Genomic DNA, 14,175 nt, shown 5'->3' on the forward strand with positions numbered 1-14,175 from the left:
TTATGAATCACCCTAAAAAAACACTTTTAAGCACCCTTATCGCAAGCGCTTGTGCCTCTTTTATGGCTGCTACTCCATCGGCTTACGCGCAAGAACCACAATCTGAAACACCTAAAAATTTAGAAGTGATTGTCGTTTCATCAACTCGTACAGGTACCGATTTAGCAAGTACGTCTGCAGCGGTTACGGCCTTGTCTGCCAAAGCCTTAGCTGATTCAGGCATTACAGATCCAACCAATTTACAAGACCAAGCGCCGAATATTTCAATAGATCGGGCAGGCTCAAGTGGTTTACAAATTACTATTCGTGGTGTGTCGAGTACGGACAACACTGAAAAAGGTGATCCTTCCGCAGCGTTTTTACAAGACGGCGTTTACATCGCCAGACCTCAAGCACAAGAAGTGTCGTTTTTTGATTTAGACCAAGTCGAAATACTACGAGGTCCACAAGGCACCTTGTATGGTCGAAACGCCACAGCCGGTTTGATTAACGTCATCTCTGCTAAACCTACAATTGATGAAATGTACGGCTCTTTTGATGCCACCCTTGGTGATTATGGCCGCCGCCAAGCGACCGCCATGTTAAATGCGCCTATTTCCGATAAAGCTGCTATTCGCGCAGCAATCAATGTAGACAGACGAGATACCTATTTAAATAAACACCCCGAATCTACCTATGATATTGATCCCGGTAAAGATAATATGTCAGCCCGTCTTAGCGGCTTCTTTGAACTAAGTGATGATGTATCGCTACTCGTTAGAGGTGATTACTCTTCGATTGAGGGCAGTGCGCGCAGTGATGTTAAACTTTCAAACTTTTACGATGTGCTCAATACCTTTCCGCCAGAAAGTGGCAAGGGCGTAAATCCAACTTATATCGCAGACCAAAAAAGTTCTGATGAGTTACGAACTGTGGGTTGGCAGGATACGATGCAACGTACCAACGATAATTCAACATGGGGCGCCATGGCTGAGTTAAATTGGACAATCAATAGCCAGCTTACTATGACCTATCTTGGCTCATACCGTGAGTTTACGCGCAGAGAGGATAACGTAACAGGCTACTTAGGCAGTGTAGTATTGCCTTTTGGTATCATCGATATCAGTAATCCACAATTGTTTCATGGTGACTACGAGCAAAGTTCAAATGAACTTCGTTTTACCTATGTGACTGATTCCATGAACTTGCAAGGTGGTATTTATTCGTTTTCAGAAGAATCAGCGGTTAAGTTTTTAATTTATCAAGGTGAAGAAGGCCAAGACGGGTATATATTTGGTTTTCCTCAAGACCCAACCAAATCGGATTCTGTTGCCATATTTGGCCAAGGCAGCTTTGATTTAAGTGACAAACTTAGTTTAACTGCGGGCGCTCGCTACACCCAAGACGAGAAGTCTCGAGTCGGTGCAGTAGTCAATCACGTGACGCTTGAAGAAGAGTTGAATTTTACCTATGACCCAGTGACCAATCCGATTCCAGATTCGTTAAACAATGCCGAAGTTGATTACAATGAGCTCACCTGGAAATTGGGCCTAGACTACGATATTAATGACGATATTTTATTATACGGCTTGATATCTACTGGCTACAAAGCGGGTGGTTTTAACGATGGTTGTATTGAAGGTATGCAAGATTGTAATAGTCCCTTACCCGAGGAAGCGGTTTATTATGATCCAGAAACCTTAACCGCCTACGAGCTGGGTCTAAAATTAGACTTGGATAATGGCTTACGAACCTTTATTAACGTGTTTCACTATGATTACCAAGACTTACAGTTAAGCAATGTGTCTGAAATCTGTGGTGGGTCTTGTCAAGTCACTAGTAACGCCGGTAAAGCAGAGGTGGACGGCATTGAACTGGAGTCGCGTTATTACATTACCGCCTACGACAAACTTAATGTGGCCTTAACGTGGCTGAATGCCGAATATACCGATTACCAGCTTAACGACACGGTTAATCTAAAGGGCGAAAAATTAAACCGCTCACCGGAATATACCGCCATCGTCAGTTATCAACATATTTTTGAGCTGGGAAATGGCGCGGACATCGAGTTTGATATTTCAAGTCGCTGGAGTGATGAATATTCTATTTTATCTACCAGTTCTGTTTCGCAATTTGTGCAACCCTCATTCCATAAAACCGATGTGGCGTTAACCTACCGTGCGCCAGAGCGTGATTGGTATGTACAAGCCTATGTGAAAAACATTGAAGATGAACTAACCATCTCAAACGCTTCTTTTGGCCCCGCTTTTCCGGGCTTAGTTGACGGTACTCTTACCTTCTCTGACCCGCGCACTGCAGGGGTTCGTTTCGGCTTAGAGTTCTAAGTAAAGTATTTAAAAATTGCTCGCCTATGTCAGGCGAGCTTTTTGCGTTAATGATGAATCAATCGTCGTAACATAAGATAGTGTCTATAAAATTTATTCAGGGTGAGTAACTCAATATGATAAGAAAAATAAAAGCCAATAAACCCAAATCAATTGCTTTTCGAGCAATATGGCTCTCGTTGTTTGTGGCAAGTTCCATGTCCGTGTTACCTGCCTCGGCGACTACCACACCGAAGTTAGGACAGGCCTCATTAGATGAAGTGATTCAAGCCTTGAGTTTGGAAGAAAAAGTCAAACTGGTTCGCGGTACCGGCATGAACATGGGCGACAGCGGCCCAACAGTTGGTCAAACTAAAGATAAGGTGCCAGGAGCAGCAGGTACCACTTACGCTATTCCGCGTTTAGGCATTCCCTCTATTGTATTGGCTGATGGCCCAGCGGGATTGCGTATTGCACCTACTCGTGATGATGACAAAGATAATACCTATTATGCTACCGCGTTTCCTATCGCTAATTTATTAAGTTCAAGCTGGGACCTGTCTCTTGTTGAACAAGTGGGGCAGGCTATTGGTGCAGAATCAAAAGAGTATGGGGTAGATGTCCTGCTAGCCCCTGCGCTGAATATTCATCGCTTTGCTTTAGGCGGTCGAAACTTTGAGTATTATTCAGAAGATCCTTTACTCAGCGGTAAAATGGCGGCTGCCATGGTGCGCGGCGTACAGTCACAAGGGGTGGGCACATCGCTTAAGCATTTTGTAGCCAATAACCATGAGTGGAACCGCAACACTATTGACGTACAACTTGATGAGCGTGCACTGCGTGAAATTTATTTACGGGGTTTTGAAATCGCGGTCAAAGAAAGTCAACCGTGGACAGTCATGTCCTCGTACAACAAAGTAAATGGTGAATACACCTCTGAGAGCGCCTATTTACTGACTAAGGTCTTGCGTGGCCAATGGGGGTTTAATGGCGTGGTCATGACTGACTGGTTTGGCGGCAAAGATGCAGCCGAGCAAATGGCAGCGGGCAACGACTTGCTCATGCCGGGCATGGACTATCAAGAAGGGATGATCATCGGTGCCATTAAAAGCGGTAGATTGGATGAAGCAAAACTTGATCGCAATGTAAAAAACATCCTGCAACTGGTGCAGGCTAGCCCCGCATTTAGCCATTATGCCTACAGTAACAAGCCTGATTTAACCAAACACGGCCAACTGTCTAAAACGGTTGCTGAAGAAGGCATGGTGCTATTAAAAAATAATGCTCAAACCTTGCCATTACGCGATAAACAGTCATTGGCCTTGTTTGGTAACCATTCGTTTGATGTGCTCATCGGTGGTACTGGCAGTGGTGATGTTAATGAAGCTTATGTGGTTACGTTAGAAGACGGCTTAAAAGAAGCGGGAATTGAGTTTGAAACCGGACTCGCTTCGGCCTACAAAGCCCATATAAAAACAGAAGACGCTAAACGTCCTGTGTCGAATAACCCTCTCGCAGCCTTTATGCCAAAACCAGCCTTAGTGGAATTCGGCTTAAAAAAGGAATTGTTGCACGCATCGGCACAAAAATATTCTGCAGCCCTTGTGACCATTGGTCGTAGTTCAGGTGAGTTTGTTGATCGCCAGCAAAGTGATTTTTATTTAACCGAGCAAGAGCGCGCCATGCTCGACATGGTGTCCGGTGCATTTCGTCAACAGGGCAAGCCTGTGGTGGTAATTTTGAATGTAGGTGGCGTAATTGAAATGGCCAGTTGGCAAGACAAAGCCGATGCCATTTTATTGGCCTACCAACCCGGTCAAGAAGCGGGCAATGCCATTGTTGATCTGTTACTGGGCCACACCAATCCATCAGGAAAATTGCCGGATACTTGGCCACTCGATTTACCTGATTATCCCGCCGCGAAAGAGTTTCCCGGTACCGTGCTTGACCCTAAGGCAAAGCCAGAAGGCATGATGCAAACCGTGCCAGCTAAGGTGACTTATGACGATGGCATCATGCTTGGTTATCGCTATTTCAATACCCAAAACGTTGAGGTGGCTTATCCCTTTGGTTTTGGTTTGTCGTATACCGACTTTACGTATTCTGCCATTTCTTTAAGTAGTCAGGTATTTAGCGATAAAATTGTGGCTCAAATCACGGTTAAAAATAGCGGTAAGGTGGCAGGTAAAGAAGTGGTGCAAGTCTACGTTTCAGCGCCACAAACTAACTTAGTCAAACCTGAAAGTGAACTTCGCTCTTTTGCTAAAACCACACTGTTACAACCAGGTGAGTCCGAAGTACTTACCTTTGAACTCAGTGCACGAGATCTGAGCTCATTCGATCAAGAGCATAATATGTGGCTGGCACAAAGCGGTGAATACGAGCTTAAAGCCGGTACGTCTTCACGGGAGATTCTGCAAAGCGCCCGCTTTAGCCTACCAAAAGACCTCGCTATCAAACCGTAATGCGCTTGGTTTTAAGCAGTATTAATAAAACAACATGCAGATTGGTTGCTACACCGATCTGCATTTATCATTCTACAGATAGGCCATTAGTCACTAATGGCGCTTGTCTAGGAGAACCACTATGCAACAAATTCGTTCGACTCGTTTCATCATCTTACTTTGCTTGAGCCTCGGCTTATTAGCCTGTGAGGCTAAAGAAGCCAGCGTTGACCCACTACTTGTGAACACTGAAGCCGGTTTAGTAAAAGGTACATTACTGCAAGGGGCTACTCAGTCAGTAAGAGGCTATTTAGGTATTCCATACGCCCAAGCGCCGGTGGGCGAGCTACGTTGGCAGCCTCCGCAAAAGGTTAAGCCGTGGCAAGGCATCAAAGATACGCGCCATTTCAGTAATGACTGCATGCAAATTCCTTTTCCAGGTGATGCGGCGCCACTGGGTGAACCGGTCAGTGAAGACTGTTTGTATTTAAATGTATGGACGCCAAACACCAGTGACCAAGACAAATTGCCCGTTATGGTATGGCTGCACGGTGGTGGTTTTGTTAATGGCGGGGCATCACCCTCTGTGTATAACGGACAAGCTTTTGCAGAATCTGGTGTGGTCTTTGTCAGTTTGAATTATCGCCTTGGACGATTTGGTTTTTTTGCCCATCCTGCACTTAGTGCAGAAAACCCTGATGGACCCACAGGTAATTATGGTTTTATGGATCAAATTGCCGCTCTTGAATGGGTGAAAAATAATATCGCTAATTTTGGTGGTGACGCCAACAACGTGACTTTGTTTGGTGAATCGGCAGGTGGACGTTCGGTTAATGTGATGATGCTGTCGCCACAGGCGAAAGGATTGTTTCATAAAGCCATTGTGCAGTCTGGCGGCGGTCGCAGTGAGTCGAATGGTTCAGTGGTGTATTTGGACAAAGAGGGTAAAGGGGCTAAACCTTCTGCCGAGCAAATTGGTGTAGCCTTTGCCACGAGTGTCGGAATAGACAGTGAAAGCCAACAAGCCATGGCTGAGCTGCGTGCTTTACCAGTGGAAAAAGTCTTAAGTGGTTTAAATATGGCCTCGATGAATGTGCCCACTTATAGCGGGCCGATGGTCGACGGTAAGGTGGTGCTTGAAGATGACGAAAGTGGTTTTACAGCCGGTCATCAAATGAAAATTCCCTACTTTGTTGGCAGTAACGACTTCGAATGGGGGTTTTTGAAAGACTACAATCCGAATGGCGCACAGATGATTGCTAAAGGCGCGTTGGCGCAAGCCTCTGATCCAAATGAATTTTTAGCGGCGTACCAGCCCTTTGTTCCTGAGCAAAACGGACAAGTTAATATGGCCTTTTTAGGTTCTATGATTTTTGGGGATCGCAGATTTGTGGAGCCTGCGCGCTTTTTAGCACGCCAAACCAGTAAAGTGGGTCAAGCCACGTGGTTTTATCGCTTCACCTACGTACCTACCAGTTTAGAAGGTAAGGTCGACGGCGCGTATCACGCCAGTGAAATACCCTTTGTTTTTGCCACGGGTGAGGCGCGTTACTCTGATTCTTTTAGTCAGTCTGACAAACAGGTTTCCGAAGACATGCACAAGGCTTGGGTGAATTTTGCGAAGGTGGGTAATCCGTCAATAGAAGGACAAGAAGCATGGCTTAAATTTAACCCTAACAATGAAAAAGTGATTGAGTTTAATGCGATGGGCGCTGTTGTAAAAGTCGACCCTCTCGCTATCCGTTTGGAGCAAATAACATCATTAGCCGAGTAAAGAATAATACCTGGCCGTCGTGGCGGTCAGGTGTTTCTTATTAGCCGAACTTTATGACTAACCAAGCTTTAAAAGCGGGAAATAATTTGAATTTTTCCCATCCCATTTAAAATTTTGGACAGCTGCAGTAGATGATCCCAGCAGAGGAGGCTTTGTGCATTGCATAACCCTTGAATCATCTGAAAGCTGTCATTACTTTTGTACGGTTTAGGCTAATCCGACCACAAAAATAGAGGAAACTAAATTAAAGTAGCTGAGTAAACCCGCTTTACTTTCGTTGCAGATAAGGAAGTGATTGAGGCGCAGTTTAAAAATATGCAGTGATTTAATGAGCAGAAAATGATTGATATTCATATGGATACAGGCGCTAATCATGTCAGAAGGATCATTAAAAGGTTATGTGGGGGCTTAAGCAATTTAATTGTTTGTTTAGGTCAGTGTGACTATATAAAGGAACTTGTTCGCCTCAATTTGCTGCATGTGTTTAATAGGCATTTTGAGGCGCAGGTGTATGTGAATATGCCATAGTGCAGCCTAATCAAAATTGCTTGGGTATAAGTGTTTTTAGCTTCACTTTTAGTTCTTTCCAGCTAGTACTTAGTTTTTTAGCATCGTTTATTTCATTCGCGTCTTTAATTGCTTCAAATAAATAAGGGCTAAAGAACTGGGCTGAAAGACCTGCCTTCCATATAAAATTAATTTTTTCACGCATGTACTCGGTCTCTAGTTTAGCAACATCTTTCATAATTAAACTCTCCTTATGTTATATTGTAATTTAATTACAACATATAGTATGAGTTTTTCTAGTGATTTCAACCTGCTATGCTTCTATTGAAATTGTTAAAAGTCTAACAATTATGGGCTTTTGGGCTTGTTCTGTTGCTGGTTTGTTACAGGTTTTTGGTTTCAACTTGTGTCTGTTGTTTTGTAATTTAATTACAGCTTGTCTGTTAAGGTCTCACAGGGACTGACTCTAATGTCATACATTTTAAAAAAAACATCGATTTAATTAACAAAGTTTATTTTAGAATTTCAAAAAATAGTTGTTAGAATTTTAATTTTTTTGATATCAAGCGCAAAATGTCTCCTTTTTGCGCTGATACCGCGGTAATTTTGGTAACCAATAAGCTTTGTGTTGGGACAAAGCTGTGTTGAAAAAGTCGGTCTTAGTCTTTTAGTTAATGACTTATCAAACCTTCTGCGCCCTTCTTTTTTAGCACGGCAATAATAACGCCGAGAAGCGATAGTGCGGCAATTAGCATTAAGACATTACTAAGGTCTCCCATTTGACTTTGTAAAGCAGTGACTACTATTGGAGCCGCAAATTGACCTAAAAAGAAACAGCCTATCCAAAGGCCTGTGCCACAGCCACGTACATTTTCAGGTAACTCTTTAAGTACCCATGTCAACACAGTGGGTAATAACATGCCAAACGCTAAACAAGCGACGATCACTAAAATACTGGATAGGGCCAAGGCACCTGATAGCGCTGATCCACAAAAACCAATGGCAGCCAATAATAGGCCAATGCTAATTAATGTGGGGCCAGAAGCACCTTTAAATCTCCTAAATACTAAAGAGCCTTAGGCAACGCCAATATTGGCACCCGCACCTATGCCACCAATGATCGCGGGGGGCACTGTACTGGTTAAGGCTAAAATCTCACCAAGCTTAACGATTACAGTATAAAAGATAATGCCTACAAATAGGGTAGTGAGTAACAATGGTACAATGCGTAACCAAGGCATGCTCGGCGCTAAGGTATCGACATGGTGTCTATGGCGTTGTGGTTCAAATAGGATAACCCACACAAATAGTGCAATGGGTAAGGCGATCAAATATAGTAAGAAAGGGCCTCGCGAACCTAAAAATTCACCTAGCAGTCCACCAATCGCTATTAATACAATGGCACTTAAACTGACACTAGCAATTTGAATGGCTACCCAGCGTTCACGGGCCTTTCCTTTAAAATAATCTGCGATGAGAGCTGTTGCCACGGTCATAATGGCCGCTTCGGCAATGCCAAGCACTACGCGAGCGGCGATAATGTGCATTAGGTCGGTTAAGAAGTAGGGGAGAAGTCCAATAAAAGCATAGATCAACAGCGCATAGAATAGCACCGATTTTCGTCCCGCTTTATCTGAAATCCAACCCGCTAACGGCGAAAATAACGCAACACAAAGGGCAGGGATAGTCATCGCGATAGGTACAAGAAATTCATAACCCTTCACACTCGCAAATTCTTGCAATAATAGTGGTAATACTGGCACCAGTGAGATGATAGCCATGGCAGGCATGACTGCCGCTAGTATTAGAATGATGCCATGTTTTGTTCGTGCAGTTTGGCCAGCGCTAGGAGCTGTAGTGTCCGGGTGTTGTTATTCAATTATTTATATTTAATAGGTATCAATGCCACTAAATAGCTAAGTCAAACACTATAATTAACTTGTATGTGAGAAATGGATTAAGCTGATCCAATGTATCTAGGAACGCTATTGTTACCGACTTACAAATACGCCTTTGTAAGCACTGCAAAACTAATCCATCAGTCAGTTAATTTTGATTAATTACCTCAAATCGGATAATACGATAATCAACTATTATAGGAAGCAGTAGCGCTCCTGACTTAAATGTATGTCTTAGCTAATAATCACTGTATCTCACAACTGCCATCACTTGCTTGTCCATGCCTAAGATAATGCGCTTTCGAGAGACGACTTGGGCTATTGCCTCTTTTTACTTCTTCAGTTTGCGAACACCATTGATGCCGAAATTTTCTCCAATATCTTCTAAGTCATAGTAGAGCTTACGACAGCCATACACATTGCCTGATTGAGCAAAATGCCACTTCGACTAAGGGATAGTGGTATCGCCTACATAGATAGTTAATATCAAAATATTCGATTTTATCAATTCCTACATTTGCCCTATGTTAATCATATGAAACAAAAGCGTTAAATAAATACCATGTTTGCTATTAAATTTTAACATCAGGCTGTTTTATAGCATCGAACACTACATATACGAGTTTGGCACAGCAATAATTATTGGGGACGTCACATGAAACTAAAAAAACTATCGTTATATTTTCCGCTTCTGGCATTTTCAGCACTATCACTTCAAGCTGCAGCTCAAGAGACTGCAAACCAAGAAGTAGAGGCTGACAAAAGCGCTGCCATTGAAACAATTATGGTCACGGCTCAACGCAAATCTGAGTCGTTACAGGACGCGGCTGTACCAATGTTAGCGGTTAATCAGGATTCACTGACTCGTCAAGGTCTTGATTCTGGACAAGACCTAGGCAGGCTTTCTCCTTCATTAGGGATAAGTCCTGGTGGTGGCCCACTGACAAGTATTTTTGTACGTGGGGTAGGGGCGTTGACAGTCAACCCTTTAACAGATGCCGCCGTTGCGCAGAACGTCGACGGGGTTTATCTAGGGCGTTCTAGTGGTGCTGCGGGACAAGCGCTTTTCGATTTGGAACGGGTTGAGATTCTAAAAGGGCCTCAAGGTACCCTATATGGACGTAACGCGACGGGCGGTGTTGTTAATTACATCCCTGTAAAGCCTCAGTTACGTGAAACCTCAGGTTACGCTCAAGTTGAAGCAGGCAATTATTCAAGATTAGGTTTCCAAGGCGCTTACAATGCACCGATTGGCGATGATGCAGCGCTCAGATTATCAATTAACTCGTTACAACGCGATGGTTACTCTGACGATGGCACTAACGATGCCGATACGTTTGCTGTTCGAGCTCAAGTTTACTATGAACCTTCTGATGATTTTAACATTCGTTTTGCCGCAGATTATTCTGAAAATTCAGGGATAGGCCAAGGCGGTGACCTGATAGGTACGTTTAGCAATGACTCTGGCAGTCTAACTGATTTTACTCCTTCAGGGATTGCTCTTTATTCTGGCCCTACCTCAGATGAAGCTAACGACATTCGAACGGGTGTGCTGCACACACCATCGTTTGCACCATACAAACCGTTAAATATTGACGACTTAGGTCAGGATCTTTCATTTTCAGGCTTAATGGTTGAATTAAATTACACGACTGAATTAGGTACATTAAGTGTGATCCCCGCGTACAGAAAATCGGACCAAGAGTACACATATATTGGTCCTGGCTTTGCACCCGCTAAAACGAGTGAGGAAAACGAGCAAACGAGTATAGAGACCCGCTTTACAACTGATTTCGAAGGTCCCTTTAATGGTATTTTAGGCGCATTCTATTTTGACGAAGAAATTCAAACCAGTGGTGTGTTCGCGCAGAACTATGCCTCGCCCATCCAAAACTATGAAAATGGTGGCGACTCATGGGCTATATTTGGTCAGGGAACATATGACATATCGGAAACGTTTCGTATAAATCTAGGTTTGCGTTACACGGAAGATAAAAAGTACGTTGAGGGTATTAGTGATACGTTTGTTACCTTCTGTGGTGGTGCGCCGTCTAGCGGTAACTTCCTAACACCGCCAGCAAGTTTTGGTAACGGGTGTGCCTCTGGTGCTATGCCAGCTCACCCTATCATTTCTGATCGGGATGAGTTCATAGCGTACTTTGTCAATGAAGGATTAATTGCACCAGACTCAGTTGCGACAATACCCGGCATGGGGCCTCCTCCATCATATAACTTAACAATTCCAGGAGGTATCACTCCTCAAATAGGCACAATGGTAAATGTGGGTGAGGGATTCATAGAGGCAGACTTAGATTACAGCGAAACAACATACCGAATTGGCCTTGAGTACGACGTGGCCGAAGACAATTTATTGTACGCAACTTTTGAAACGGGTTATCGCGCAGGTGGTGTAGATTTATCTGCTGTATCGCCTACCTATGACCCAGAGTATATTGATGCATTTACCGTAGGTTCGAAAAATCGGTTTCTAGACAACACCCTTCAACTTAACTTAGAAGCGTTTCACTGGAAGTATGATGGGCAGCAAGTTACTTATTTCACTACATTAGATAGCGCATCGTCGTTTCCGATTGCTAATGGTGACTCAACCATACAAGGTTTAGATGTAGATATGATTTGGGCTGTTGGCCAAAACACGACGATAAGTGGCAATGCGCAATTCCTAGATTCGACCTACGATTCGCTGACGTTGGTATCGGACCCTGGACAAGGTCGGTTTGGATGTGCATCAACAGGTGTAACAGGTGCAATCGAAAACTACGATTGTTCTGGAGAAAGCTTATTGTATTCTCCTGATTTCGGTGCCGGAATGGCAATAAACCATCATATTGAGTTTGACGAATATAATTTGTCCTTGACTGCACAGGCGTCTCACCGTTCTGAGCAAGAAACTAATTTCTTGTTTGTCGATGCGACAAAAGCAAAGTCTTATACAACGCTAGACCTAGATGCCACGCTTATGTCTACCTCAGGCGATATTAACTGGGCTATATCTGTGTTTGTTCGCAATGTGACCGATGAGATATTTGTGGCTAACTCTAATGTCAACAACCGAGGGCTAACGTACGCTATTCACAATCCACCTCGTACCTTTGGAATTCGTTTAAAAGCTGACTTTTATTAGGACAGAGGCACAAGCGAGTTGAAGTAGATGGCTATGTGCTTATTGTTAAAATGCACGCCCGTTACCGTGGCAAGCGAGAACTTATATTTGACTATGTTCCAGCGGATGTGCCGATAATGACGTCACTATTGGCACACCTCTTACCTAAATGTTTTAACGAAGGTGACTGGACAGTAAATACTTTTGTTCGCAACATATCGGTTGAAGCCATTGCTTCTTCGTACCTATTTGGTTCAGGTAATGCATCGGGTTCAGCCTATGAAGCTCCTCCTACTGTTGGAGTAACTGTTAGTTAGGAATTTTAAGCGCTAGAATTGGTCTTTACATTTTATACTTGTTAGTAATAAGCCCCGATAATCGGGGCTTATTTATATACTAAATATGTGTTTGAAGGGAGGCTGCATTGCCTATTTTCCTGATTCAACCATTCTTACTTTTCTAATAATACTGTTATCAAACTTGGTTAGGGTTTGAGCTCAGTCTTAGGGAGTCCTTGATGTAGATAAGGTGAAGCTTCTATCAGGATAAATATAATTCGGCAAGTCTGTGTTTGACTGGGGTTGCGCCAAAGATGAATGGTGCCTTGCTGAATAATAATATCACCACGGGCTAACAATTTTGTTGCTCCGCAATCCAGTTCTAACTCAATTTGTCCATCCATGATGATGCCATAATCAATGCTGTTAGTACGGTGCATAGGGGACGCTTGGCCAGGCAAGATATCGCAGACTCTGATAACCGAGCCTCCGTTTAATGTAGTGCCCGCATCACGGTGCATACCGTCAATTTTATCATTTAAATCGGCAGGGACATTAGCGGTGGTCCATAAGGTAAGCATAGCCGCGTCGCCAGATGGAATAAGAGTTACATCATGCTGTTCATCATCACAAAAAATAGCATGGCCTTTGTCATCATGACCTGTGACAACTCTACGTGTTTTCTTATCCATATTATTTATCCTCGTTCATTTTGCATAAGCTTAAGTCTACGAAGTGTCACCTTCAAAGTAAGCTCTTTTAAATTGATGTTAAGTATCCATAAATCAGAGCTATTTGGGTCTCTGTTGTTGTTCCAATTTTGTTATATTGCAAAGCAGCAGTGAATATTTCAAAGCGTATAGGCTTAAGGTAATAACTGATGTTTACGGTGATCAAGATAAGATGAAAAGGGCAATGATAACAGGCGCGGGGGGCTTTATTGGTGCTCAGCTAGTAGAGCGTTTATTAGTCTCAACTAATTGGCATTTAACTCTAGTCGATACTCACCTAAGTGAAGATTGGCTTAGCCACAATTCACGAGTGACCAAAATTGTTACTGATCTATCCCAGCTAGAAAATTTACAACAGGCTGTGATCCAACCTTGTGATTATCTGTTTCATTTAGCAGCCTTACCTGGAGGAAGTGCAGAGCAAAATCCGTGTTTATCGCGACAAATCAATATAGACGCCAGCCTGAATTTATTTGAGTTAGTTGCCCGCCAAGGTAACTTCCCGCGCGTTATCTATAGCAGTACCATTGCGGTGCTCGGCGCTCCAATAGAACCTGTAGATGACAATACACCCATTTTACCTGCCATGACTTACGGTGCGCATAAAGCCATGGTTGAGCTGGCGCTTGCGGATTTACATAGGCGAAAACGCCTTGACGCGGTCAGCATCAGGTTACCAGGTATTGTTGCGCGACCCCAGACAACCAATGGCTTAAAATCGGCTTTTATGAGTAACGCTTTTCACTTGCTGTCACAGGGAAAAAACTTTGTATCACCGGTTTCCAAGCAGGGCACTATGTGGTTAATGTCGGTGCAACAAGCTGTGCGAAATTTACTCTGGGCGGCACAGCTTAATAGTGAAAATATGCCTAAAAGTCGAGTGGTGACCTCGCCTGCGTTACGAGTGTCGATGAGTGCACTGTTAGCTGAAATTGTCGCACAATCTCAGCAAAGCCATAAACAGATTAGCTGGCAAGCGGATCGGCAACTTGAAGTCTTGTTTGCGCAACAACCCCCTTTGAAAACGCCTGCTGGTGAAAAAGCCGGGTTTAAGCATGATGGGCAACTTAGTGTTCTGGTCGAAAGAGCCTTACTCAACAGCACTTGATTTTAGAA

General features: G+C 43.5%; 9 protein-coding genes. 5 read left to right on the forward strand and 4 right to left on the reverse strand.

Annotation, left to right across the window (positions count from 1 at the left end):
* Positions 1-2: 2 nt before the first annotated feature.
* The 3 genes from AC0VYA_RS04005 (at position 3) to AC0VYA_RS04015 (ending at position 6,521) form a co-directional block, all read left to right on the forward strand.
* Positions 3-2,324, forward strand: coding sequence for a TonB-dependent receptor (locus AC0VYA_RS04005; protein WP_475490130.1), 2,322 nt, complete (start codon positions 3-5; stop codon positions 2,322-2,324).
* Between the two features lie 116 nt (positions 2,325-2,440).
* Positions 2,441-4,768 carry a glycoside hydrolase family 3 C-terminal domain-containing protein gene (locus AC0VYA_RS04010; RefSeq protein ID WP_475490131.1) on the forward strand — a complete coding sequence of 776 codons (2,328 nt, stop codon included), beginning with the start codon at positions 2,441-2,443 and terminating at the stop codon, positions 4,766-4,768.
* Between the two features lie 121 nt (positions 4,769-4,889).
* Entirely contained in the window at positions 4,890-6,521 is a 1,632-nt protein-coding gene (locus AC0VYA_RS04015) for a carboxylesterase/lipase family protein (protein WP_475490132.1), read from the forward strand.
* A gap of 538 nt (positions 6,522-7,059) precedes the next feature.
* Here AC0VYA_RS04015 and AC0VYA_RS04020 read toward each other — a convergent pair.
* From AC0VYA_RS04020 to AC0VYA_RS04030, 3 genes are all read right to left on the reverse strand, one after another.
* Positions 7,060-7,266 (reverse strand): hypothetical protein, encoded by a 207-nt coding sequence (locus AC0VYA_RS04020; RefSeq protein WP_475490133.1) that lies wholly within the window; start codon positions 7,264-7,266, stop codon positions 7,060-7,062.
* 433 nt (positions 7,267-7,699) lie between these two features.
* The gene (locus AC0VYA_RS04025) at positions 7,700-8,038 is read right to left on the reverse strand and encodes a hypothetical protein (protein ID WP_475490134.1); all 339 of its coding nucleotides are present in this window, start codon (positions 8,036-8,038) and stop codon (positions 7,700-7,702) included.
* 66 nt (positions 8,039-8,104) lie between these two features.
* Positions 8,105-8,818, reverse strand: coding sequence for an MFS transporter (locus AC0VYA_RS04030; protein ID WP_475490135.1), 714 nt, complete (start codon positions 8,816-8,818; stop codon positions 8,105-8,107).
* Between the two features lie 763 nt (positions 8,819-9,581).
* Between AC0VYA_RS04030 and AC0VYA_RS04035 the strand changes: the two genes are divergently transcribed.
* Positions 9,582-12,071, forward strand: coding sequence for a TonB-dependent receptor (locus AC0VYA_RS04035; protein WP_475490136.1), 2,490 nt, complete (start codon positions 9,582-9,584; stop codon positions 12,069-12,071).
* Positions 12,072-12,534: 463 nt separating this feature from the next.
* Here the strand turns inward: AC0VYA_RS04035 and AC0VYA_RS04040 are convergent, their stop codons facing one another.
* Positions 12,535-13,020, reverse strand: a complete 486-nt coding sequence (locus tag AC0VYA_RS04040; protein ID WP_475490137.1) for a cupin domain-containing protein — start codon at positions 13,018-13,020, stop codon at positions 12,535-12,537.
* 223 nt (positions 13,021-13,243) lie between these two features.
* Here AC0VYA_RS04040 and AC0VYA_RS04045 point away from each other — a divergent pair, with 223 nt between their 5' ends.
* The gene (locus AC0VYA_RS04045; protein WP_475490138.1) at positions 13,244-14,167 is read left to right on the forward strand and encodes an NAD-dependent epimerase/dehydratase family protein; all 924 of its coding nucleotides are present in this window, start codon (positions 13,244-13,246) and stop codon (positions 14,165-14,167) included.
* The last annotated feature ends 8 nt before the right edge of the window (positions 14,168-14,175 follow it).

Source organism: Paraglaciecola sp. QJM3NY_14 (assembly GCF_056173245.1).